This window comes from Leptolyngbya sp. FACHB-541 (assembly GCF_014695875.1).
Lineage (GTDB): Bacteria > Cyanobacteriota > Cyanobacteriia > Elainellales > Elainellaceae > JAAUTN01.
This window is the reverse complement of sequence record NZ_JACJPC010000060.1, coordinates 116,999-141,103: the sequence shown is the minus strand read 5'-3', so window position 1 is coordinate 141,103 and position 24,105 is coordinate 116,999. Positions and strand designations below refer to the sequence as shown.

Sequence of the window (24,105 nt, the reverse complement as noted above, 5' to 3'; positions counted from 1 at the left end):
CCAAAACTCAATTGAGGGAGGCTTTACGTTTTCCCTCAGCGCGGTGAGTTAGCGTCTTCAAGTATGCTTCAGCTTCATCAAGTAAGGCGTGACTGTCGTGCTGCAACGATTGCTCATCTTGTTGCATATCTTGCAGTTCAATTAAGCCCTCATTTAGTCGCTCATTCAGAGCAGCAGCTTTTTCATCTTCTTGTTTCCAGCGTCTTTCTGCGGCAGCAACCTCAGCCTGCAACTCATCGACTTTAGCAGTCTGAGTTTTCGCTTGTAGAGAATTGAGTACTTGCATCCATGATGCTGTTTTACGTAAGTCTAAGGAATTGAACTCCTTGAACTTACGTTTAAGCGCTTGAGTGGTGTCAACTTGAGCTAACACATAGACTTGTTGTTTCAGTTCAGCAATTTTCACGGCTGATTACGGCTTTCCAATTCTTTAATGTAAGCTTCCAGTTCTTTGACGCGAGTTTCTAGCTCTACAATACGACGCTGTTTGCGATTGTTGCTAGCAGTGAGTCCACCAACTCGTCCACGCATCTGATAAGAGAGAGCTTTTGAGGCTTCGGATTCAGCAATTTTGCGCTCTAGCTCCTCCTGAAAAGAGATATTGCGTTCCTCCAAAAGTTCGAGGCTGAGTTTCTGCGATTCGACCTGCTTTAGCGCTAGTGCGTTTTCCTGCTCAAGCTGCTGGATTCGGCTATTGCCTAACTTGAGTGCATCCATTAACCGCTGGATCAGGCTGCGGTCTTTATGCCTTCCTCTCTGTAGCTCAGTAATTTCGTCTTTGCTCTGTTTGTAGCCCTGTTCGAGCCGTTGAATTTTCTGTTCACGGACTCTAGCCCTTTGTTGTTGAACAAGCGTGGTACAGGCGCTTTTGATAATCCAGTATGCAACTTCTCGATCAGATTCGTCTAAAGCTTTAAACTCTGCTGAATTAAGCAGTTCATCATAATTGGTTGCTTCATGCCGCAGCTCGGCTACTTTAACGTATCCTATTTTAGATAACGGTTTAGCATTAACAATGCAAGCTTTATCGTTCCAGTACTGTGCTAGCTCTGACTCTCTGTAATCCACTGGTTGTTCTACCTCAAAAACATGGATGAATTTAGGTTTGTTCTTTAGAAAATTTTCTAACTAAAATTGTGCCCGATTGAGGACAGTTCTCTACTCTGACCAATGCTTATTTATCCGGATAATTACATACGCCTCACATGCTTTTTATGTTGGAACGTAAGTTCGCTGTCAAGCTCTCAAATAGAGTGATTAAGGTCACATCTTGAATGTGATTACTATCTATAGCCCTGGTTTGAATGAATGCGTGAGTCAACGTGTTCAAGCTACTTAACGATCGCTCCTCTGTTTGACTAAGCTCAGCAACAAGCTGAGTAGATTCGATGACTGGCTGAGCTATGTTTAAATCAAGTTCAGTAGACTCTAAGCAAACTGGTTAAGGTTTAGAACTTCGTTCAGTAGATTTAAAGACTAGTCGAGCAAGCTAAAAGACTAGCTGAGTAGTTTCTAAGATTAATCGAGCAAGTTAAAAGACTAGTTGAGCAGTGTTTGAAACTAGTCGAGCAGGCTAAAAGACTAGCTGAGTAGTGATTGCACCTACTCGACCCAGTTCAAACACAACTCAACCTCTCTACACAGTGCCTGAAGCGGAGGTTTTGTCTGATTTAGGACGGCGATTGCCCATTGCCTTAAATCTCTCGCCCAGTTGGTCAGCTACGCTTTTCAATCCAGGGGTATGTTTTGCGGCTGTTTTCACATAGTCATAAACTAGTAAACTACTCGCCATCGACTCGCTTCCTACTGCTACTAGCGTATCGTCTACCTTTTCTGTCAATTGTTCTAACAGACTCAAGATTTCAGTCAGCGCCACCATCAGCTGATAATCTTTGGCAAACTCTGCAATGTCAAAGTTGGCAGGCACGATTTCTGAGTTGTTCTGCGTCACGCTCAAGCTGTTGTTGACAAACGCTAGACTTTTGTCACCCATCTTAAAGCGTTTACGCCGCTCGTCTGTTGTGAGGTTAACTAAGAACGGCATGTTGGTTTGAATGGTTGCGATCGCCGTTTTAATTTCCTTGAGCTTTTCGTCTGTAAGCGTAGCGCTAATGTTCTGATAAGGCATGAATAGGCTCCCTTTCAATCAAAGTAATGGGTAAACGTGCGGCGTGGTTCTAGCCTGAAAGCACGCCAAGCTACCCGTTTAGAGTTCCCATTAACAACAATTTGGAACAGCGCTATGATTTTCAGCTTTACCTTAAAAGCTTTAGATGAGGGAGAAAAAGTGAAAAGGACATAGACGTCAAAGAATCTGGAATTTCGCCCTTTAAGTTATCCATCGATTTAACAGAATAATTCGGTAGGTGCGTAACATCTTCCAAATTTCGGAAGCCGTTAACGTGGATAGGAGCAGGTACTAGAATATCTAAATACTGTTCTAGTACGATCGCCTTTCAGCACTACTCATCCACTCGTCAACCTCTATGAAATTCCAACCTCAGCCAGACCGCGTTCTGATTTTTGATACCACTCTACGTGATGGGGAGCAGTCTCCGGGTGCAACTCTGAATGTGGAAGAGAAGCTGACGATCGCCCGTCAACTGGCGCGACTGGGGGTAGACATCATTGAAGCGGGGTTTCCGTTTGCCAGTCCGGGCGACTTCGAAGCAGTAAACCGAATTGCTGAAAACGTTGGAACGGAAGACGGTCCGGTGATTTGCGGCTTAGCCAGAGCGACGCGCAGCGACATTGAAACGGCAGCAAAAGCGCTTCAGCCTGCGGTGCATCGTCGGATTCATACGTTTATTGCTACGTCTGACATTCACCTGGAGTTTAAGCTGAAGAAATCACGCAAAGAAGTGCTAGAAATTGCGCCAGAAATGGTTGCCTATGCCAAATCATTTGTGGATGATGTAGAGTTTTCACCCGAAGATGCGGGTCGCTCTGACCCGGAGTTTTTGTATGAAGTGCTGGAACGGGCGATCGCCGCTGGTGCAACCACAGTCAACATTCCTGATACGGTCGGCTACACAATGCCGTCGGAGTTTGGGGCGCTGATCAAGGGCATTAAGGAAAACGTTCCTAACATTGACCAGGCGATTATTTCTGTTCACGGGCATGACGATCTAGGCGTAGCGGTTGCCAGTTTCCTGGAAGCGGTCAAGAATGGGGCGCGGCAGCTTGAATGCACGATCAACGGCATCGGCGAACGGGCAGGCAACGCAGCGCTAGAAGAATTAGTGATGGCAATGCATGTGCGGCGGCAGTACTTTAACCCATTCCTGAGTCGTCCGGCGGATTCTGAAGCCCCACTGACGAATATTGATACTCGCCAAATCTACAAGACTTCCCGGTTAGTTTCTAACCTGACAGGAATGTTGGTGCAGCCGAATAAGGCGATCGTCGGTGCAAATGCTTTTGCTCATGAGTCGGGCATTCACCAGGATGGCGTGTTAAAGCACAAGCTCACCTACGAAATCATGGACGCTCAGTCAATCGGGCTGACGGATAACCAGATTGTTTTGGGTAAGCATTCGGGACGCAACGCCTTCCGCACTCGTCTAAAGGAGTTGGGCTTTGAACTGGCAGATCAGGAGCTAAACAAAGCCTTCCTGCGGTTTAAGGAGTTAGGCGACAAGAAGAAAGAAGTCACCGACTGGGATCTAGAGGCGATCGTGAATGACGAGATCCAGCAGTCGCCAGAGATGTTTCGGCTGGAGCGGGTGCAGGTTTCCTGTGGCGACCATGCCTGCCCGACTGCGACGGTGTCCCTTCGCACTCCCGATGGACAAGAGTTAACCGACGCGGCGATCGGCACGGGACCAGTCGATGCAGTGTACAAGGCAATTAACCGCGTGGTTGAGATTCCGAATGAGCTAATTGAGTTTTCGGTGCAGTCGGTCACCGCTGGGATTGATGCGATCGGGGAAGTGACGATTCGGCTCCGGTATGAGGGACGGCTCTTTTCGGGACATGCTGCTAATACAGACATCATTGTCGCCTCGGCTCAGGCTTACATGAATGCGCTTAATCGCCTCTATGGGGCGTTACAGCACGGCAACTCGTTGCATCCTCAGCATGGCGAAGTGGAGGCACTGCGTTAATTCTAGGCTACGTACAGCTTGATATCGTTGCTAGAAATTTAGAGCTCTTGCGTGAATGGTAGCGTGGCGGAGTTGCGCTACCACTCACGCAGAAAAAAGTGATTCATGCAGGAGTCCTATGGAGCAGAATTGGAGATTAATTAGATGACGCAAGCACAGCGAATTGCAATCGTGACTGGCGCAAATCGTGGCATTGGACTGGAAGTTGTACGCCAGCTTGCTCACAAAGGCATGACCGTGATCTTAGGGTCGCGTGATTTAGAGAAAGGAACAGCGGCAGCAGCAAAACTAGCAGATGAAGGACTCCAGGTAATTCCTCGCCATCTAGATGTTACCGATCCTGACAGTATTGCCCAGCTTGCAACTCAGGTAGAGCAGGAGTTTGGGCGATTGGATGTGTTAGTTAACAACGCAGGCATCCTATACGACACTTGGCAGCAAGCGAGTAACGCAAACCTTGATACAGTGCAGGAGGCGATCGCCACCAATACCTTTGGACCTTGGCGGATGTGTAAAGCATTTGTGCCATTGCTGCGCCGGAGTCAGCAGGGTCGGATCGTCAACGTTTCTAGTGAAGCGGGATCTCTCACTAGCATGGGTAGCACTGCGCCAGCTTACAGCGTTTCTAAAACCGCACTCAATGCCTTCACTCGCACCCTAGCGGCTGAGCTAAAAGGCTCTGGAATTTTAGTCAACTCAATCTGTCCGGGTTGGGTCGCGACTGATATGGGTGGCGCAGGCGGACGACCCGTTGAAGATGGCGCTGCAAGTATAGTTTGGGGGGTAATGCTGCCTAACAATGGACCTACAGGTGGGTTCTTTCGCGATGGCAAACCGTTGCCCTGGTAATGGTGTGAGGCAATCGCTGACCAATAAGGCTTGGTTAATCATCCATTGAAAGATTTTGTCTTATTTCCTCACCCACAGCAGAAATAACTGGATCTGAACTTTGCAATAGTGCCGCTGACACCGTTTCTTGATCGGTTTGGCTACGGTTTTGACTCAGCTTGTACTTCCCTTCTAGACGAGTCACCGTCATCTCAAAGCCGATGATGCCATTCATCATGCCCTGCCGATAGCCATCTGATAAACCATGCCAGTGAGATTTGTAGTCCGCCTCATAGGTGTCTATCATCTCGTCGATCATCTGATCCATCGATTCGGGTGAATGGTTAAGTGTAATAACTTTGGGAATACCATAAGCATGAACTGCAATATAGTTCCAGGTTGGGACATTCTCATGTTTTTCGTACAGAGCAGGAGAGATATAAGCGTGCGCTCCAGTAAAGATAGCTAGCGATTCAACTGTTTCAAAGGCTTGCCATTGAGGGTTTGGCTTTGCCAGATGACCGATGAGTTGAATTACATCTCCCTGCACCTTAACCACAAGAGGAACATGTGAAGCATAAGGTACACCCTCTACAATCGATACCAACGTGGCAAAACTGTTAGCTCTCATGAAAGCAACCAGTTTATCAACATTGTCTTCTTGAAAAGCGGTAGGTCTATACATAACGGTTGGTTTTCAGATGAAAATGGTACTACATAAGACTTTGTTATCTCTAATCACATCGCCATAGTCTAATCGTTTTGTCGCTGCTGCAAGTGGCAAGTAATTTTCCATCGGGGCTAAACGCAATTCCATTAATCCAACTTGAGTGACCGCTAAGTTGTTGGGGTTGAGTTCCGGTGTAGACGTTCCAGATTTTAATCGTATGGTTTTCGCTGGCGCTGGCAAGGGTTTGTCCATCCGGGCTGATGCAGGCTGGGTGCGGGCAATTGGGCTGATCGACAAGGGCGCGAAAGTGCTGTCCACTCCAAAAGTTCCACAGTTTAATCTCACAGTCCCAACCCCCTGTTGCAAGAAAGCGACTGTTGGGGCTAAAGCTAATCGAGTTAATGGTATTCGCGTAACCGCGCAGGGTACGGAGTTCTTGCCTGTTGGCAATGTCCCAGAGCTTAACGGTTTTGTCAAAACTGCTGCTGGCAAGAATTTTACCATTGGGGCTGAAAGCAATAGAATTCACCAGTCCGTTGTGTCCGCGTAGAGTGTGTGGACTGTGGTGGTCGCCCACTCGCCACAGCTTTATTGTCTTATCAGAACTGCCGCTAGCAATCAGGTTTCCGTCAGGGCTAAAGGCGATCGCATTCGACACAAACGGATACTCATTAAAACTCTGAAGTGACTTGCCCGTCTGTAAATCCCACAGTTTTACACTTTTATCCCAACTACCCGTGGCAAAAGTTTTTCCATCGGGGCTACAAGCAACTGAGGAAATTAGATTAGAGTGTCCCGAGAACCAGCCCGGATAGTGAGTGCGAATTTCTTTTCCGGTGAGGGTGTGCCACAGTTTGATCAGGTTATCGCCACCACCACTGATTAAAATTTGTCCGTCAGGGCTAAAGGCGATCGCATACACTTTTCCTTCATGCCCTTTGAGCGTGCGAACACAGCGCCAGTTTCCTTGAATTGTCGTAGGAAGCGTCTTAGATGCAGATTCAGCAAGGCTGAGCAGTTGTCCGGGAGCAGGCGCAGCAGAATCACTATTGAGCGCAAGCAATACTTCTCTGGGCGATCGCCACCTCTCTTTGAGGGAATTTTGCACCATTTTGTCGAGAATAGCAGCGAGGCGATCGCTCACCGCCTGATCTATCAAATATTGTCGCCAAACCCAGGCATCTTCACTCACATCAAATAGATCAAAAGGCGACATTTGCGTGAGCAAATGCAAACAGGTGACACCCAGACTGTAAACATCGCTGGCAAAAATCGCCTTGCCTCGCGTCTGCTCCGGTGCTGTGTATTCAGCGCTGCCGATCACCGTTCCTGTTCTCTCTAAGGCAGTTGCAGTAGCGTACTTGGCTGCGCCAAAATCAACCAGTACTAGCCTAGTATCTCGACGACGAATGATATTTTCCGGCTTAATGTCTCGGTGAATTACGCCACCCCGGTGAACAAATTGCAGTACGGCAGCAAATCTTGCAGCAAGTTTGTAATTTGTGGTTCTGAGAAGGGACCGTGTTCTGCCAGTTCATCAGCCAACGTTTGCCCTTCTACAAATTCTTGAATAATGTACTGCCGCTGGTCTTGCTCCAGGTAGGCATACAGTTTTGGAATCTGCGGATGCTCTAGCTGCTCTAGTCGTGCTGCTTCGCGCTCAAACAGTTCTGCCGCTTTGGGTGCGTTTGCCTCACCCGCAGGGTGAAACTGCTTAACCACACAGGCAGCAGGCTGAGTTTCTGTTGTGCTGTACTCATCTTCCGCCAAAAAGGTTTTGCCAAACCCGCCTTGACCAATTAGCCGAATTGCCCGATAGCGATCGCCCAGCAGCAACTCCGTTCCGCAATTCTGACAAAACCTGGCATCTACTGAGTTTTCAGGCTTTGGGCAATGAGGATTTAAGCAATGACTCATAACGGCGATCGGTAGCAGCGTTCAATCCTAACTTCACCCATTTATAGCGAATCTGACTGATAGCTGGCGTAGTGGGGCGATCGCTTACCTACAAGCAATTAGGTCTACATGTTTATGGCAGATTCAATTGAACCTGGTACTTGTTGAATCTGCTCCTGGTTAACCATCAAATTTGTAACCGCTCTGATAGAGTTTGGACCGATCGCTAAAACGGCTACTCCCTTCTCTTTGAGCCGGTCTACCAATACTTGAGCTGAAATGGTTGGTGTATGAAACACCACAATGTTGGTTTGAACCTCTTCAGGAGCAATTTCAATCCCCTCAAGTTGAGCCAATCCTTCTGCCAAAATTTTGGCGTGAATGTGATCGTCCTGCAATCGTTCTCGATGATGTTTCAATGCATACAACGCTCCTGCTGCCAGTATTCCGGCTTGGCGCATTGCTCCACCAAACATTTTACGAAATCGGCGCGATCGCTCAATAAATTCTCTAGAGCCCGCCAAAGCAGAACCAATTGGCGCGCCTAACCCTTTAGAAAAACAGACGCTTACCGTATCAAAGGGTTGAGCATACTCTGCTTCAGAAATACCTGTGGCAACACAAGCGTTCCAAAGCCTTGCTCCGTCTAAATGAAGTTTAAGTTCCTGCTCCTGGCATACTTGAGCGATCGCCTGTATCTCAGAGAGTGGATAAATCCGTCCACCGCTACGATTGTGAGTGTTTTCTAGACAAACCAACTTGGTTCGTGGGAAATGCTCATCAGTAGGACGTAAAACTTTTGTTAAATCGCTAGCCGTAAAAATCCCGTGATTGCCTGGGATCAAGCGACACATGACACCCGACAAAGCGGCAGGTGCGCCTCCTTCGTAGTAGTAAATGTGAGCTTGCGATTCTAGAATGACTTCATCTCCAGGTTCTGTGTGGGCGCGCAAAGCAATCTGGTTTGTCATGGTGCCAGAAGGCATGAAAACAGCCGCTTCTTTACCCAAAAGCTGCGCTACATAACTCTCCAGCGCTTTCACGGTTGGATCGTCACCCAGCACGTCATCGCCTACTTGAGCATGGGCGATCGCCTCTCGCATTGCTGGCGTGGGTTGAGTCACCGTATCGCTTCTGAGATCAATCATCATTAGTTTTTAGGGGTTCACTGCTGCTGGCGACGTGAAAAGAACTGGAAGGCAGCAAAGGCAATTCCAATGATACAAAATGAAAATACGGTTGTGACGGTTCCCAGGGCGTAAAGTGCTGGAGTCGTTACATTGGTAGTCATGCCAAAGATTTCCAGGGGCAATGTGTTCCTGCCGCCAGAGATTAACGAGGTGCGGGTAAATTCGTCATAGGACAGTGTGAAGCCGAACAAAGCAACTCCGATCAAGCTGGGCGCAATTAGCGGCAAAATTACTTCTTTAAATGCCTGCCACTCACTTGCGCCAAGATCTCGTGCGGCTTCTTCATAGGACAGGTTAAAGCGATTGAACACACCGATCATGATTAGGAAAGCAAAGGGCAGCGTCCAGGTGAGATGTCCTGCCAAACCAGAGGAATACCAGTTAGTTTCAATTCCTAGCAAGCTAAAAGCGATACCAATACCCAGGGAAACCAGAACACTAGGAACGATCAGGCTAGAGATGGTGAGATAAAAGATGACGCGCGAGCCGGGGAAGCGACGACGGAAGGCTAAACCTGCCATCAACCCAATTAAGACGGTAAGTGCCATGACCAGCAGTCCCAGCAGGAGCGATCGCTGAAAGGCTGCGCCAAAGTCACCAATCCGCTGCTGTTGAAGAAATAGAGATTTGATCCAGTAAAAGCCAAAGCTGCGAACAGGAAAAGTGAGTGCCCCATTTTGCCCCTGAAGTGACAGGGTGAAAATAGCAAACATCGGCCCGTACATAAACAGGACAAATAGCACAAAGAAGGCGGCGAGAATGTAGAAAGTGGGCGATCGCTTTTTCAGTCCCATAACTACAGCTCCTTACGAATATCAATGGTGCGAAGAATCCCAAAAATGATTGCTAATGTCACGATGAGTAAAATTACCGCATTGGCGGCGGCTAAGGGATATTGCAAACTGCCAATCTGGTTACGAATCAGGTAGCCCACGGAAGCTGCCTGTCCGCCACTCATCAGCCGCACGGTGACAAACTCACCCATTGTCAGAGTCACTACAAAGATAGAACCGATCGCAATTCCAGGTAATGACAGTGGCAAAATCACCTCTTTGAACACCTGAAAGCCTGACGCACCCGCATCTTCTGCCGCTGCGATCAGGTTGCGGTCAATTCGCATCAAACTGTTGAAGATGGGCACGATCATAAACAGCGTGTAGAGATGCACCATCGCCAACACCACAGCAAAATCCGAGAATAGAAAAATATCAATCGGCTGTTGAGTTAGACCGATGCCAATCAACAGTTTATTCAGTAATCCTTCGCGCCCTAGAAAAGGAATCCAAGAGATCATGCGAATGATATTGGATGTCCAAAAGGGAATCGTGCAGACCAGAAATAGGATGATTTGCCAGCGCAAACTGTCAATATAAAATGCTAGGAAGTAAGCAACCGGAAAGCCAATGGCCAATGTGAAGAACCAGACCAGTCCGACAAATTTGAAGGTGTTGAGATAGGTGGCTAAGGAAACCTGCGAGGTAAAGATATTGCGATAGTTATCTAACGTGAATCCGGGAGTCATGGAATAGCCCGTAAATTCCCAGAAGCTAACGATGAAGATAGTGGCGATCGGAAATACTAGAAACAGGAGAAACACCAGGGTTTGTGGTGTAACTAAGAGGTAAGGCTCAACGGATTTCCAGCTTTTGAACATAAAGATTTTTTGAATAAATATATTTTTGAGCTGAACTCGTTTCCAGGCTTCGCTGGGAAATGCCAAAGGCTACCTCGTGAAATAGATAGTCGTAGGATGTGCTAGCGGTAGCGTAACGCATCAAGTCTTATAAGCACGGTGCGTTCGACTTTGCCTAACACACCTCACAACTGATCTGATTTTGTAAGTTGGGTTCCGCTCTGCTTCACCCAACCTACGTCCGGATTCACGAATAACCAGTGACCTCTTACGCCGCTACAAACTCATTCCACTTTTGAACGAGGTAGGTTTGCTCATCCATTGTGGAGTTCCAGACGACAACGTTGCCCATGCGATCGTCAAAGGAACCGCCATCGCGCACGGCTCCAGCGGATTCTAGCTTGGTACCAAAGGGATCGATCATGTCTTCGGCAGCGGCTTTACCTTCATACCAGAAATCCCATTCTGCTTGTGACATAAACTTTTTGGCGTTTTCAGGCACAGCGCTGTAGTAGCCTTGCCGCCCCAGGAAGGCACCAACCCAGCCGTCTAACATCCAGTTGATGTATTCATAGGCAGCATCCAACTCAATCCCAGAGAGGTTTTTGGAAAGCCCAATGCCGCCCCCCCAGGCACGATAGCCTTCTTTTAAGGGTGCGTAAATACATTCAATTCCCTGCGCTTTTACCGCAGTAACGGCAGGCGACCACATGGATTGCAGCACCACTTCACCCGATGACATCAGGTTGACGGACTCATCAAAGGTTTTCCAAAAGGCACGGAATTGCCCAGCCCGTTTTTGCTCAATCAGAATTTGGGTGATTTGATCTAATTCTTCACGAGTCATGTTGCCTTTGTCGCCAAAGGTCATGAGTCCTAGCGCTTCCACCACCATTGCTGCGTCCATAATGCCAATGGAGGGAATGTCTAGAATTGATGTTTTGCCGCGAAATTCTTCGTTGAACAGTTCCCCCCAACTGGTGATTTCGCGCCCAACCAGGTCAGGACGATATCCTAGTGTGTCGGCATTGTACTGGAAGGGGATTAGCGTCGCCCAATTAGTCGGTTCAGGCGCAAATTCGGTAGATTCCTGGTCAGGGAGAAACATAACTCGGTGTGGCGCAGTTCCCTGAGAAGAGTTGACCTTTGCCCCGTTGTACAGTTCTCCCGTAGTAAAGATAGGAACAATTTTGTCGAAGGCAGAGATACGGGTAACATCGATCGGCTGAAGATTTCCTGAGGGAACAACTAAAGGCAGGCTAAAATATTCGCCGTCAAACACGTCGTACTGTCCCGGCTGAGTAATCGCGATCTGGTTATTTTCCTCGGTACTTAGTGCCCGCATCTCTAACTTAAAGCCCAGATCTTCTTCAGCTTTTTGGCGAATTTCGTTAATTTGAGACACACCCGTACCAATGAAGCGCAGGGTGACATCTTTAATTTGATTGGTGTTAACGGTGGGTCCAGGAGCCGGGTTGTTGGGGGTGCCACGCGCACATTGAGTTGCTGTAACCATTGCCCCAGCGGCCAATCCAGTTCTCAAAAGCTGACGACGAGTAAATTTTGCCATAGTTTTCCTAATCTAAGGGGCGATCGCCAATGATTCAATTCAACCGAGAAAATTGCATTCTCAAACGGGTCTGCACTCCAGGATGTATCGAACATCACAAATGCAAACTGACGGTACTAGTGAGGCAGGAAAATGCAGTCCTCAGTTGACCAACCGAGAACCACGGATTCCCCTTCCTGGAGCGGTTGAGCCATCCAGTCTTGAGTACGGACTTTGTATAGCGCCTCTTCTCCTGTCGCTTCTAACAACAGAGAAACTCGCGTTACATATCCGGTAAATTCCACAGCCGCAACTCTTACAGAGATTTGGTTAGAAGCGTGTGAATCAGGGGTGTGAGGCTTTAGCACCATGCGATCTGCCCGAACCGAGCAGGCGGCCGTCATGCCCACATCTGCGGCTTGTCCGCGACAGAGAAATGTACCTAACCCATCTACCTCAAGCTGAATCAGGGCAGTGTTTGTGTTGGGTGTGACGTGTGTGACTTTGCCCACAAAAATATTGTTGTCTCCGACAAACCGAGCAACAAAGCGAGAAGCCGGAGCGCTGAAGATCTCGGCAGGAGTGCCAATCTGGTCAATGTGACCGTGATCCATCACGACAATCTGGTCTGCCAGGGAAAAAGCTTCATCCTGGGCGTGAGTCACCTGAATGAATGTCATGCCAAACTGCCGCTGAAGCTTGCGGAGTTCGCTTCTGGTTTTGACGCGCAGGGATTCATCTAGAGCGCTGAGCGGTTCATCTAACAGCAAGACTTGGGGGCGAGTCACCAAGGCTCTGGCGAGGGCAACGCGCTGCTGCTGTCCGCCGCTGAGCATGGTGGGCTTGCGATCGCCAAACTTACTCAGCCCCACCACTTCCAACATTTCGTTCACACGCTGGGCGCGATCGCTCACCTTCACGCCGCGCATCTTCAGCCCAAATTCCACATTCTGCCACACCGTCTTGTGCGGGAACAGGGCATAGTTTTGAAACACCATTGCCGTGTTGCGTTTGGCAGGCGGCAGGTCATTCACACGGCGATCGCCGATGATCACATCGCCACTGGTCGCCTCCTCATGACCCGCAATCATCCGCAGCGTGGTAGTTTTGCCACAGCCACTTGGCCCCAGCAGGCAGCAATAGGAACCCGCAGGAATGTCCAGGTTAATGTTTTCGACCGCGACAAAGGAGCCATACTTTTTGGTGAGCGATCGCAGCATCACCCCCTCAGCATGGACAGGAGCCACATACGGAGTGCTAACTGTCTGCGCTTGTTGCGTCGTTCCTGTGATCATGTTGCTACCCGAAGCGTTCACTTAACTAGTCATTAAACGGCTTCTACGGTAGCGAATTGTCTTTTTAGCTACATTAATTAATCCCAAGCATGAAATAGCAGTTACGGAGAAGGGGGAGGAGCGATTGCTAAGCTGACTTGGTTTCTAGTGAAGCTAGCTTCACTGCTAACTAGCCTAGCTTCATCACTGACTAGTCCAGCTTCATCACTGACTAGTCCAGCTTCACCGCTGACTAAGCCAGCTTCGCTATTGGTTAGGCTGACTTTATTGCTGACTAGGCTAGCTTCATCACTAACTAGGCTGACTTCAGTCTGGGCTAAGTCAGCTAGCTAAAAAATTAGGCTGGCTTCACTACGATTGAAGCCAGCCTAGTAGACGACCTAGTGGAAAGCTGTCTTAACTAGAAGTGGTAGAAGACGATCGCCCCCGTCCAGACTGTTGAGTAAACCGTTGCCCCATTGCCTCTACGAGGTTATCTAATCCGGCAACTGTCCCGTTCGCTTTGGCATAACGGTAGACTTCTAGGGCAGCCGAGTATGCTTCGCCGCCTGCTGCGACCGCTGTATCATCAATCAACTCTTGCAACTGAGTCAGTGCCAAAAGCATAGGTTGCAGAGCTTCAAACAATTCCAGGTCGTGGCGCATTTCTTCGAGGTCAAAAGAGCGGGGCAGAAATTCAGGATTTTGCGCTGCAATCTCTAGCGCCTTGCGGGTAAAAGCACGATTGCGATCGCCTAACCTGACGGTGGCGCGGCGTTCTTCTGGACTCATCGGAATCAAAAAGGATAGCTTCTGGCGAATGGTGGCGATCGCAGTCATCACCTCTTGTTGTTCTACAGCAGACAGGTTAACGCTAACTCGGTTGGTAGGCATAACGATGCTCCCAGGTAAATTACCTGTTTAGGGTGCCCGAAGGTTAGACAACGGCAACGATCAATCTCTCAGCCGAGGCAAACACAGCTTCTTGCACGGGTGCACCTTTCGTATAGTTCTTAACTTTCCTCACCCAGAGCTTCCAGGAAAGAATTAACACCCAGCAACCGAATGCCGTAGGTTGTCATTATTGTCCTCAACCCATCATCAGCCCGTAAATCATCATCTCCGGATACGATAATTTCTGCTTTGCCATCAATTGCTGTAACCAGCACAGGTAAATCTTTAGGATCTCGACAAGTTGGAGGCACCGTTACTAGTTCGACCCAAATAGCTCGATGCTGCAACTGCTGTTCAAGTCGAATCGCTTGACTAGGATTAATTCGTTCTCGCAAGCGAGGGCGATTCCAAACTAGATGAAGTTCCTCCATGAGTGGCTGACTTATCACCAACTGGAATCTTTCCCTATTAAATGCCTCCAACACAGGCATGTCATTCGTCCTCTTAACAGAATGCGAATCCAAATGTTTGTGTCGATGACTACTCGAAACGTCATAATATTGAGCGGGATTGCTGACGTACAGCCTTAATTTCAGCCATAACATCGCCGTCTGTAATATCATCATCAGGGGCTTGAGCATAAAGCTCTTGAATTAAAGCCACTAGATCTGAACGTAAACCTACTTGAACCAGGACTTTAGCAACCTCTGCCTGCTCGTTTGGTTGCAACTGTTTCACAGCTGTAATTAATTGTTCTAAGGTAATGGGAATAAAGATCATATCGGTACCATGATTGAGCTTCTCAACTTTAGTTTGAACTAAATTGCCCCTATTGCCAAAAACTGTTATGCCAGCCTTTCTAAACCGTTTGCCCAAATGTAAAACCGTGTCTTCCATAGTTAAAACAGAAGAAGCAGGAACCCCCTTGAGGTGTTACCAAGATGAAGCTTGGGAACGAGGGAATCTTGGTAACAAGAGAAACTAGGTTAATTAAGATATGAAAACCGATTCCCTTCTTTATCGTTTATTTCAGCGATCGCCTGGATTACTCAAGCATTGGTGGATTAGGAATTGTTAACCTGTTCAAAACTCCTTGAACTTGCGCGGTATAACAACCTGATTAGAGTATGTGCCCAGCAACAAGATGAGGAGTAAAAGATGGGTGAGGTGATCATTAGAGGTGGGCGGATTGTTACAGCGGTAGATGATTATGTTGCCGATATCTTGGTGAAGGATGGGCAGATTGAGGCGATCGCCAGACACCTCCCCAACTCCGACGCTGAAGTTCACGATGCATCAGGGTTGATGGTGTTACCTGGTGGGGTAGATGTTCACACTCACATGGAATTTCCTCTCGGATCAGCAGAAACTTGCGACACGTTTGAGACGGGGACGCGATCGGCAGCGTTTGGCGGCACTACTACAATCATTGACTTCGCTCTGCAAAAACAGGGAGAAACGCCCAAACAAGCACTTGATCGCCGCCTTGCTTTAGCTGAACCGCAAGCCTGTGTAGACTACGGTTTTCACATCATCCTCACCGAAGTTACTCCCGAATCGCTGAGTGAACTGCCTGATCTGATCAATCAGGATGGTGTGTCCAGCTTCAAGATGTTTATGGCGTATCCCGGTGTGCTGATGGTGGATGATGCAGGCATCTTTAGAACGATGCGAAAGGTGGGCACTCACGGCGGCATGGTAAATCTACACGCTGAGAACGGTGGTGTGATTCAAGTGTTAATTGAGGAAGCGTTGGCACAGGGCAATACTTCACCCAAATATCACGCTCTCACTCGGCCCTCAATTATGGAAGGGGAAGCTTCCCATCGGGCAATTCGACTGGCAGAACTGGCAGAGATTCCGGTTTATCTGGTGCATTTGTCAGCAAAAGAAGCGCTGGATGCAGTTGTGGAAGCCCGCGATCGCGGCATTTCTGCCTTTGCGGAAACCTGTCCTCACTACTTATTTCTCACCATTGAAGAGTACGATCGCCCCGACTTTGATGGCGCAAAATATGTAATGACTCCTCCTTTGCGCGATCACACCTGCCAACATGCGCTGTGGCGTGGGCTAAAGTTCGATGACCTGCAAATTGTCTCTACCGATCACTGTCCGTTTTGCTTCAGTGAACGTCCGTTTGGTATCCATCGCTCCAAACAGTTAGGACAAGGTGATTTCTCCCAAATTCCGAATGGCGCACCGGGAGTAGAGTTTCGTGTTCCACTACTCTATGACGGTGGTGTAGGTGGCGGCAAAATTTCACTCAATCGCTTTGTTCAGCTTACGTCTACCGCACCTGCCAAGATGTTTGGGCTATTCCCACAAAAGGGAGCGATCGCTGTTGGTAGTGATGCCGATCTCGTACTGTTTGATCCACAAAAACCTCATATTCTCAGCGCTAGCACTCACCATTCCAACGTAGATTACTCACTGTTTGAAGGGAGACAGGTAACGGGCAAAGTTGAGAAGGTGTTTCTCAGAGGTGAATTAGTTGTGGATGGCGATCGCTGGCTGGGGAAACCGGGCAACGGTCGATATCAAAAGCGATCTGCTTCGGGTCGGGTAATTTGATTGGAGTTCTCATGGCAACTTATTTAATCACAGGTGCAAATCGAGGCATTGGTTACGAATACTGCCGTCAACTGCAAGCACGGGGCGATCGCGTCATTGCCATCTGTCGCAATGCTTCTGAGGAATTGCAGCAGTTAGGAGTACAAGTTGAGGAAGAAATTGATATTACCTCAGATGAGTCTGTAGCAGGTTTACGCACTCGCTTAGGTGATACGGCGATCGACGTGCTGATCAACAACGCTGGTATTATCAAGCGTGTCACCTTAGAAAACCTGGACTTTAACAGCATTCGAGAACAGTTTGAGGTGAATGCTCTGGGTGCATTACGAGTAACCAGTGTGCTACTTCCACTTCTCAAATCAGGCTCCAAGATTATCTTGATGACAAGCCGCATGGGGTCGATTGAGGACAATACCTCTGGTAGTTCCTACGGCTATCGCATGTCAAAGGTGGCGTTGTCGATGGCAGGCAAGTCCCTGTCCCACGATCTCAAACCGCGAGGAATTGCCGTCGCAATTCTGCATCCCGGTTTAGTGCAAACTCGCATGACGAACTTTACAACGGGCGGCATTACTCCAGAAGAGTCTGTCAAGGGCTTGCTGCGACGGATCGACGAGTTGACATTAGAGAACACGGGCACCTTCTGGCACGCAAATGGCGAGGTGTTGCCCTGGTAATTTGATAGTACGGTGGTAGTACGTTCATTTGTATTGCAGAATGTTCCGTATGATGGGCAGTGTTTGCCTGTCCTCAATACACGCAAATTCTATTCGGGTGAGGAATGCCCATCTTGCTGGTACGTTATGGCAATTATTTCTTCTAAACAGCCTGAACCCAACCGTCGCCACAAGGCGGAACCCTTAGAGACGACAACCACCTTACTGAAGCCAGAGGTTGATGTAGATGAGTTGGGGAAACAGGAGGAAAGCCTGCGTCCCCAAAAGCTGGCAGACTACATTGGGCAGAAAGCGCTGAAGGAAGTGCTTGATATCGCCATTCGAGCCGCCCAAGCCCGCAAAGAAACTCTAGATCATCTATTGCTCTACGGCCCACCCGGTTTAGGAAAAACAACCATGTCGCTGATCTTGGCGACAGAAATGGGCGTTGGCTGCAAAATCACGACAGCCCCAGCACTGGAACGTCCACGCGACATTGTCGGACTGCTGGTCAATCTTCAGCCCGGTGACATTCTGTTTATTGACGAAATCCATCGGTTGCCCAGAATGACCGAGGAAATCCTCTATCCAGCAATGGAGGACTATCGCATCGATATCACCATTGGCAAAGGGCAAAGTGCCCGCACGCGCAGCCTACCGCTACAAAGGTTTACGCTGGTTGGCGCAACGACTCGCGTAGGGGCACTGACTTCTCCTTTGCGCGATCGCTTCGGCTTAGTCCAACGGCTGCGTTTTTATGAATTGGACGAACTCACCCTAATCGTGCAACGCACCGCCGAAATTCTCAAAACTCCAATTGACCCTGATGGTGCAATGGAGATCGCCCGTCGCGCCAGAGGCACTCCCCGTATTGCCAATCGCTTGCTCAAACGAGTGCGTGACTATGTTGAGGTAAAAAATACAGGAGCCGCGATTAGTGAGGCGATCGCTGCCGAAGCCCTAGAGCTATTTAACGTAGACCCCTGCGGACTCGACTGGACCGATCGCCGAATGCTAACCGTAATGATCGAAAACTTTGGTGGTGGACCAGTTGGGCTAGACACCCTTGCCGCTTCCACTGGTGAAGATGCCCAAACCATTGAGGAAGTCTACGAACCCTACCTGCTGCAAATCGGTTACCTTCAGCGCACCCCCAGAGGACGCATCGCTACTACCGCCGCATGGAAACACCTGGGCTATCAGCCTCCTGAAAGCCAGCTTTCACTGCTAACTTAGAATTTATATCTTGAAGGAGGCAGACTAACTGCGATCGAATAGCGATCGCAGCCTAATTTTACTCGATACATAGAACGGAACCTGGTAATGCTCCGCCAGCAGCCAAGCCACCAGCAGCAGGTGAATAAAAAGTGTACACCCTACCCAAACTGCGGGAAACCACGCCCACCGACTGCCGGGTAAGGGGGGGAAAGTGTAGGCAGATAGCCAGACAATCGACGGTGGCATCAACGCTACAGCAATTCCGACCAGCCAGATCACCAGCGTCAGGTTTAGCTCATCCCGATAGGCAACCTGCCAGGTCCGCCCCGTCCAGCGCCAGGACATCGGTTGAGAGCTATCTACCACCTGAACAGTCTGACTTTCCAGATTGGCAGTAAAAATGTGGCGACAGAAACTACAGGCAAAAGCATCCATCAGCGTTAGCTCAGTAATCTGCCCATGCCGACAGACTGGACAGAGATATGTCCCTTGATAGCTAAGCTGAGTGTTTTCAGTTGCTTCAGGCGATCGCAGCGTATCGCTCTTAGCCTTGCGCTCTGGGAATTGCTTCGTCATACCAACCTATGAACCTTCACGCCCACATTTTTGCCTTTGCCGCAGCGTTTTCCCAAACCCATACAGAAACCGCTACAGCGCACCCGCTATTGCAGAACTGCCAACTGACCGAATCACCTCAACCCCACCCTGTTCCAAAATAACAATAGGTTCGCCTGTTGTGTCGATTCGCTTGACCAACACACTGCCACCCGCAAGATAGTCTCCCGCATTCACGTAGCGGCTCGTTGGCTCACCCGGAACCTGAACGATCGCACTCACCGTTCCGCCTGCCTCAATGACTCCACTCACCTCAATCCCATTGGCAAGACTGGTTGGAGCAGCGGGGGAAACAGGAGCAGTAGAAGGATTCGCAGCCACACTTGTTCCCGGTACAGCCACAGGAGGAAGACTGTTACCAGGCAGAATTGGCAGCGGCTGATTTGGTAGCGGCACAGTTGTAATTTGAGGTGCCGGAGCTGGAACTGAAGCTGGAGCCGGAGCAACTGCAACGGATGGTGCGGGGTTGGATGGTGCAGTCGCGACTGATACTCTACGGCGCACAATTGGTGCATCGGCAATCGCCCCAAACGGTTCGCTTCGTCCCACCGTTACAGTCGGTAGGCGATCGCCTGGTGTTGTCGGGGGAATCAGATTGGGCACAGGTAAAGCTTGAGGAGAGGCTGCTGCACCTTGGTCAGGGGAAGTTGAGTTAGCCTGAGACGTAGCCACGCTATTGGTACCATCCACAGCAACCGTTGTCTCAGCTTGGGGCTGAGCTACAGGCGCAGAATTTTCAGCAACTTGATTGCCACCGCAACCTGTTAGAACCAGTGTGGCTCCCGCCAAACCTAAAACTCCTCCTAGCGCCTTCCTCATACATTTCACCCCAATTTTCAGGTTTTACTCGTGCCTCATCTCACTAAGGATAGCCCTGATTTTGGGTTGTGAACCAGTACTTCTTGGGGAAGGGAAAAAAGGGAAAGGGCTTAGGTTGCGCTTCAAAGCATTCCTAAGCCCTTTCCCTGGATCAAGCGAAGACATTCGCTGATTCCAATCTACTTTTCCTGTCTGTGATATTCCTTAAAGGATTGGTAACACGCTTCAGGATGGTACAAATGGCAGCGATCAGTAATCTCCTTCATTAAACTCCAAGAGAATTGCCGCTCTTGCATGTGTTCGCCCCAATTTTGCTTTAAGCTCTGGTGCGCCATCCGCAAGTTGTAAGAGGGAATTGCAGTGGAAATGTGATGAGGAACGTGAACGCTGATGTCATGGCAAAGAAACTCTATCCAACGAGGATAGTCGCAGTGAACGGTTCCTGCTAGCTGAGCCTGAGCTGCATCCCATTCAGATGTTTCAACAAAAGCAATGTCTGGATCAGTGTGATGCACCAGGGTAAAGGTGCTCATCCAGAAGTGGTAAACCATCCAAGGCAACAGCCAAAATTTGACAAATCCCCAAATGCCAGTAGTGGCAATCAGCAGGGGAAATGCGATCGCCACAAACCCAACTACCACTGCAATAGAAAGCTTCACTTTACTGCGATCTTTGGCTGCAAACTGTGACAAATCAAAGTGCAAACCGACCCAATGCACGATGGAGGAAAGCCACCAAAAGCGCTTCCGCAGTAGTTCATAGCCCAACCGCACTGGACGTGCAACGGTGTCATAAAACTCTGGCTGAAACGGCTGCCAGGCATTATCTACAGCTAATTCATTCGTATGCTTGTGATGGAAATTATGCAGAATTCGCCAGCTATGGAAGGGGTAGATCAGCGGCATCATCAGCACATGCCCAACTAGATCATTAACCCAGCGGCGCTTGGCAAACGAGCGATGACCGCAATCGTGACCCAGCACAAAAAAACCGGTCAGTGCTGTACCGGTAAAAATCCAGGCAATGGGAAGTAAAAACCATGGAGCGATCGCGATCGCTCCATATCCCAAAGCAACCATCGCAACATTAATCAGAACTGCACTCCAGGCTTTAACTGGATGTTTTTGAAAGCATTCCTGGGGCAAGGTTTTTAGAATGTCTTTCAGTCGAATTTTTGCGGTAACCGAGTCATCAAAGCCATTTGCGGCTTGTACCGTGTCGTCAAACTTGATTGATGTTGCTGTCATGAATGAGTTAAAACACCTTAACTGTTTTGAAATTAAACGTGCTTTCCTGAAAATCTACATGAGCCAGATTGCAGATTCTCTGGAGAGGTTCTCAACTATTTCTAGCAAGCTATAGCAAGATAGTCGCATCCAATCTCTAGTTAATAGTCACAAAATTACTGAAATCAAAAGATTTAAGCATTTTCAATAAGCAATAACTATGCAATTAGCAGGACGAGACTTAGGAATATGAAACTTGACCTAGAGCAAAATCTGCATACAAAAATCAGTCAGGTTCAGTTCAGAAACCTCGATAGCCTCATTTCAAAAACTGAATCTTGACTGAATTCTGTGTAAGCCTACTTCTCTAAGTGAGAGCTTCGATCTTCTCGCTCTCTACTTGGGAAAGGGAGTGACTTGAAGTGAGCCGTTGCTGTTGAAGCACTTGAAGCTGCTTCAATAGAGCCTCAGTTTCAGCTTGAAGGTGCAGCAGTTCAGCTCGATGATTGTCTCGATAAGGCAACTTACTAGGTTCTAGTAAACGAAGGCTGCCCTGGTTTAAAGCGGATTTAGCACTCTCTTTACTGCTCGTGGGGTTGGGTTCACAGACGGCAGTTGAGGATTTGGTTAGCTCAGATAAACGATTTGACATCAAAACCTGACTAGTTATTATTACTCATTCACACCACTAGGGTATTGTAACCCAAAGTTTAAATTTGATTGTATTAAACATGTCGATTTGTCAAAAATTAGGTGTGTCGGTTTGACAACTGGCTGATCTAGACTACTTTTCTTCTAGAAATTAGGGTCGTTTACCCAATCTCGACATCTTCCGTCTTCCCAGGTTCTAACCGTATTCTGGCACTCGGCTTTGCTGTCAATCCAGGGCACGTCGGTTGCGTGAGGTTCAAGCTCTGTCAATTTTGTGAGAGTAGGCAGCAAAGCTTTTTGCAAACTCAAACTTGACAGCAGGATCAAACCGATAGCTGCTGCGATCGCCATCATGTTAGTAGCCGTCCAAACAGGGTACTTGCGGAACTCTGTCTGCAAGCGTTGCTGCGATCGCCGTTCTGGACCTGCTAAAAGCACCAGATAAAAGCGATTGAACGGGACAGGAACCGACAAACGAATGTCTACAGGATGCTTCTTCCAATTCAGCTGGCTACAAGCTTGCTTTAGTGCCTCAACTTGAGCAACGGTGAAAGTCTCTGCTGTTTGAGGGGGTACATGAGCCAGAAATTGCTCAAATAGAGAATCTTTCCTGGAAGGTTTGCGTGTAATAGTTTGTCTCATGTGTTTCGCCGCGCGTATCAATACATACAGGCTATTTCATGGGATGAAGAATGAAATCTGGATGATTGGCTGATACGCATCAGCTAATTGTAGGAATTCTTCCTGAAACTAAGGGATATTACTGCTTTTTCTGAGTGATTTATATTACACTTTGAGGTTTTGCAATGTAAGTCAGAGATTATATATCAGAGAGCTTGCCTACCAAGGTAGACTTAAGATCCATACCGTAATTTTTAATTCTCAAAGCTAACTTGACTCCTGTGACTCTAAGCCTGCCTTCCGACTCTGTATCTGTAACTTCTTCGACGAAGCTCAACAGTTGGCCTGGGCTGATTGAAGCCTATCGCCCCTATCTGCCTGTTACTGAAGCAACCCCGGTTGTGACACTTCTCGAAGGCAATACGCCGCTGATTCCAGCCCCGGCGATCGCCGCTGCAATTGGCAGACAGGTACAGGTTTTTTTAAAGTATGACGGTCTCAACCCCACGGGTAGCTTCAAAGACCGGGGAATGACGATGGCAATTTCCAAGGCAAAGGAGGCTGGAGCCAAAGCGGTAATTTGTGCCAGCACGGGTAATACCTCAGCAGCGGCAGCAGCTTATGCAAGGCGGGGCGGAATGCGAGCCTTTGTGCTGATTCCTGATGGTTATGTAGCCCTGGGCAAGCTCGCTCAAGCTTTACTCTACGGGGCAGAGGTGCTGGCGATTAAAGGAAATTTTGACCGAGCGTTGGCGATCGTTCGAGAAATGGCAGAAAGCCACCCGGTGACTCTGGTGAATTCAGTCAATCCCTACCGCCTGGAAGGGCAGAAAACGGGTGCCTTTGAGATTGTTGATGCACTGGGTAACGCTCCTGATTGGTTGTGCATCCCCGTGGGCAATGCCGGAAACATTACGGCGTATTGGATGGGGTTCTGCCAGTATCATCAGGACGGAAAGTGCGATCGCCTGCCCCAGATGATGGGCTTTCAGGCAGCAGGTGCATCGCCTCTAGTGACTGGGGAACCTGTAGAACATCCTGAAACCCTGGCTACCGCGATTCGCATTGGCAATCCGGCAAGTTGGCAGAAGGCCGTTGCTGTCAAGGAGGCTAGCCAGGGGCAGTTTAACCCCGTTACAGATGAAGAAATCTTAGATGCTTATCGACTGCTAGCTTCCCAGGAAGGAATTTTTTGTGAACCTGCGAGTGCTGCTTCTGTGGCTGGGTTGTTAAAGGTCAAAGATCAGGTTCCGGCTGGGGCAACCGTTGTCTGTGTGCTAACTGGCAATGGGTTGAAAGATCCTGATACGGCAATCAATCACAGTCAGAATCAGTTTAAGCCTGGCATTGAGCCAACTCTAGAAGCTGTAGCTCAAGTTATGGGTTTTTAGCCTAGTCTTTGGGGCGGTCGCTATGTCCCAAGTCTCTTTCGGGGGCAATGCGATCGCGCACTAGCTGCTTCAACTCCTTAGATTCAGGGAAACGTCCCTGCTCTTTGCGTGAAAAGATTAGCTCTTCTTCCAGCCGCACTTCAAAAATACCACCAGTACCGGGAACTAGGGCAACTTCTCCTAGCTCTGTTGTAAACGTGGTGAGAAGTTCCTGTGCCATCCAAGCTGCTCGTAGGAGCCAGCGACATTGAGTGCAATAGGTGATTTCTACGCGAGGAGAGGGCATTGGCTTCAGGT

General features: G+C 48.7%; 25 protein-coding genes and 2 pseudogenes. 6 read left to right on the top strand and 21 right to left on the bottom strand.

Going from position 1 to position 24,105, the window contains the following annotated elements:
• Positions 1–7 precede the first annotated feature (7 nt).
• The 3 genes from H6G00_RS13155 to H6G00_RS13145 form a co-directional block, all read right to left on the bottom strand.
• Positions 8–406, bottom strand: coding sequence for a hypothetical protein (locus tag H6G00_RS13155; protein WP_190797069.1), 399 nt, complete (start codon positions 404–406; stop codon positions 8–10).
• Positions 403–1,068, bottom strand: coding sequence for a hypothetical protein (locus H6G00_RS13150; RefSeq protein WP_190685795.1), 666 nt, complete (start codon positions 1,066–1,068; stop codon positions 403–405). The genes H6G00_RS13155 and H6G00_RS13150 overlap by 4 nt, the downstream gene beginning before the upstream one ends.
• 568 nt (positions 1,069–1,636) lie before the next feature.
• A complete protein-coding gene (locus tag H6G00_RS13145) occupies positions 1,637–2,128 on the bottom strand; it encodes a hypothetical protein (RefSeq protein ID WP_190646871.1) in 492 nt (163 codons plus the stop codon).
• Between the two features lie 358 nt (positions 2,129–2,486).
• On the opposite strand from H6G00_RS13145, the gene H6G00_RS13140 reads away from it, so the two are divergent.
• Together H6G00_RS13140 and H6G00_RS13135 are read left to right on the top strand one after the other, a co-directional pair.
• Entirely contained in the window at positions 2,487–4,106 is a 1,620-nt protein-coding gene (locus H6G00_RS13140; protein WP_190797068.1) for a 2-isopropylmalate synthase, read from the top strand.
• Between the two features lie 144 nt (positions 4,107–4,250).
• On the top strand, positions 4,251–4,955 hold the full coding sequence (locus H6G00_RS13135; RefSeq protein WP_190797067.1) for an SDR family oxidoreductase: 705 nt from the start codon (positions 4,251–4,253) through the stop codon (positions 4,953–4,955).
• 34 nt (positions 4,956–4,989) lie between these two features.
• On the opposite strand, the gene H6G00_RS13130 is transcribed toward H6G00_RS13135, so the two are convergent.
• The 12 genes and pseudogenes from H6G00_RS13130 to H6G00_RS13085 all read right to left on the bottom strand — a co-directional run bounded on the left by H6G00_RS13130 (position 4,990) and on the right by H6G00_RS13085 (position 14,937).
• A complete protein-coding gene (locus H6G00_RS13130; RefSeq protein WP_190797066.1) occupies positions 4,990–5,619 on the bottom strand; it encodes an FMN-binding negative transcriptional regulator in 630 nt (209 codons plus the stop codon).
• A 49-nt stretch (positions 5,620–5,668) separates the two neighbouring features.
• Positions 5,669–7,374, bottom strand: a pseudogene (locus H6G00_RS36630) (serine/threonine-protein kinase).
• A 99-nt stretch (positions 7,375–7,473) separates the two neighbouring features.
• A pseudogene (locus tag H6G00_RS36625) lies at positions 7,474–7,521 on the bottom strand (4-Cys prefix domain-containing protein); the annotation flags it as partial.
• Between the two features lie 104 nt (positions 7,522–7,625).
• Positions 7,626–8,651 (bottom strand): low-specificity L-threonine aldolase, encoded by a 1,026-nt coding sequence (gene ltaE, locus H6G00_RS13120; protein WP_190797065.1) that lies wholly within the window; start codon positions 8,649–8,651, stop codon positions 7,626–7,628.
• A 14-nt stretch (positions 8,652–8,665) separates the two neighbouring features.
• On the bottom strand, positions 8,666–9,484 hold the full coding sequence (locus H6G00_RS13115) for an ABC transporter permease (RefSeq protein ID WP_190797064.1): 819 nt from the start codon (positions 9,482–9,484) through the stop codon (positions 8,666–8,668).
• Positions 9,485–9,486: 2 nt separating this feature from the next.
• A complete protein-coding gene (locus H6G00_RS13110; protein WP_190797088.1) occupies positions 9,487–10,344 on the bottom strand; it encodes an ABC transporter permease in 858 nt (285 codons plus the stop codon).
• Positions 10,345–10,591: 247 nt separating this feature from the next.
• A complete protein-coding gene (locus tag H6G00_RS13105) occupies positions 10,592–11,893 on the bottom strand; it encodes an extracellular solute-binding protein (protein WP_190797063.1) in 1,302 nt (433 codons plus the stop codon).
• Positions 11,863–11,988 (bottom strand): hypothetical protein, encoded by a 126-nt coding sequence (locus H6G00_RS36100; protein WP_277881874.1) that lies wholly within the window; start codon positions 11,986–11,988, stop codon positions 11,863–11,865. Before H6G00_RS36100 ends, H6G00_RS13105 begins: the two co-directional genes overlap by 31 nt.
• 21 nt (positions 11,989–12,009) lie before the next feature.
• Positions 12,010–13,167: an ABC transporter ATP-binding protein gene (locus H6G00_RS13100; protein WP_190797062.1), complete on the bottom strand. Its 1,158-nt coding sequence runs from the start codon at positions 13,165–13,167 to the stop codon at positions 12,010–12,012.
• A 396-nt stretch (positions 13,168–13,563) separates the two neighbouring features.
• Positions 13,564–14,040, bottom strand: coding sequence for a hypothetical protein (locus H6G00_RS13095; protein WP_190797061.1), 477 nt, complete (start codon positions 14,038–14,040; stop codon positions 13,564–13,566).
• Positions 14,041–14,159: 119 nt separating this feature from the next.
• Positions 14,160–14,531: a putative toxin-antitoxin system toxin component, PIN family gene (locus tag H6G00_RS13090; protein ID WP_199318462.1), complete on the bottom strand. Its 372-nt coding sequence runs from the start codon at positions 14,529–14,531 to the stop codon at positions 14,160–14,162.
• Positions 14,532–14,592: 61 nt separating this feature from the next.
• Entirely contained in the window at positions 14,593–14,937 is a 345-nt protein-coding gene (locus tag H6G00_RS13085; protein WP_199318461.1) for a hypothetical protein, read from the bottom strand.
• Between the two features lie 261 nt (positions 14,938–15,198).
• Here H6G00_RS13085 and hydA point away from each other — a divergent pair, with 261 nt between their 5' ends.
• The 3 genes from hydA to ruvB all read left to right on the top strand — a co-directional run bounded on the left by hydA (position 15,199) and on the right by ruvB (position 18,503).
• Positions 15,199–16,611, top strand: a complete 1,413-nt coding sequence (gene hydA / locus H6G00_RS13080) for a dihydropyrimidinase (protein ID WP_190797060.1) — start codon at positions 15,199–15,201, stop codon at positions 16,609–16,611.
• An 11-nt stretch (positions 16,612–16,622) separates the two neighbouring features.
• Positions 16,623–17,288 (top strand): SDR family oxidoreductase, encoded by a 666-nt coding sequence (locus tag H6G00_RS13075; RefSeq protein WP_190797059.1) that lies wholly within the window; start codon positions 16,623–16,625, stop codon positions 17,286–17,288.
• Positions 17,289–17,414: 126 nt separating this feature from the next.
• The gene (ruvB, locus tag H6G00_RS13070) at positions 17,415–18,503 is read left to right on the top strand and encodes a Holliday junction branch migration DNA helicase RuvB (protein WP_190797058.1); all 1,089 of its coding nucleotides are present in this window, start codon (positions 17,415–17,417) and stop codon (positions 18,501–18,503) included.
• A gap of 24 nt (positions 18,504–18,527) precedes the next feature.
• Here the strand turns inward: ruvB and H6G00_RS13065 are convergent, their stop codons facing one another.
• From H6G00_RS13065 to H6G00_RS13045, 5 genes are all read right to left on the bottom strand, one after another.
• The gene (locus tag H6G00_RS13065; protein ID WP_242042253.1) at positions 18,528–19,061 is read right to left on the bottom strand and encodes a hypothetical protein; all 534 of its coding nucleotides are present in this window, start codon (positions 19,059–19,061) and stop codon (positions 18,528–18,530) included.
• A 72-nt stretch (positions 19,062–19,133) separates the two neighbouring features.
• Entirely contained in the window at positions 19,134–19,919 is a 786-nt protein-coding gene (locus H6G00_RS13060; protein ID WP_190797057.1) for a hypothetical protein, read from the bottom strand.
• A gap of 179 nt (positions 19,920–20,098) precedes the next feature.
• Positions 20,099–21,166, bottom strand: coding sequence for a fatty acid desaturase (locus tag H6G00_RS13055; protein WP_190646856.1), 1,068 nt, complete (start codon positions 21,164–21,166; stop codon positions 20,099–20,101).
• Between the two features lie 346 nt (positions 21,167–21,512).
• Positions 21,513–21,797, bottom strand: coding sequence for a hypothetical protein (locus tag H6G00_RS13050; RefSeq protein WP_190797056.1), 285 nt, complete (start codon positions 21,795–21,797; stop codon positions 21,513–21,515).
• Positions 21,798–21,940: 143 nt separating this feature from the next.
• Entirely contained in the window at positions 21,941–22,438 is a 498-nt protein-coding gene (locus H6G00_RS13045) for a hypothetical protein (protein ID WP_190797055.1), read from the bottom strand.
• 260 nt (positions 22,439–22,698) lie between these two features.
• Between H6G00_RS13045 and thrC the strand changes: the two genes are divergently transcribed.
• The gene (gene thrC, locus H6G00_RS13040; protein ID WP_190797054.1) at positions 22,699–23,808 is read left to right on the top strand and encodes a threonine synthase; all 1,110 of its coding nucleotides are present in this window, start codon (positions 22,699–22,701) and stop codon (positions 23,806–23,808) included.
• Between the two features lies 1 nt (position 23,809).
• On the opposite strand, the gene H6G00_RS13035 is transcribed toward thrC, so the two are convergent.
• Positions 23,810–24,094, bottom strand: a complete 285-nt coding sequence (locus H6G00_RS13035; RefSeq protein ID WP_190797053.1) for a SelT/SelW/SelH family protein — start codon at positions 24,092–24,094, stop codon at positions 23,810–23,812.
• Positions 24,095–24,105: the final 11 nt, after the last annotated feature.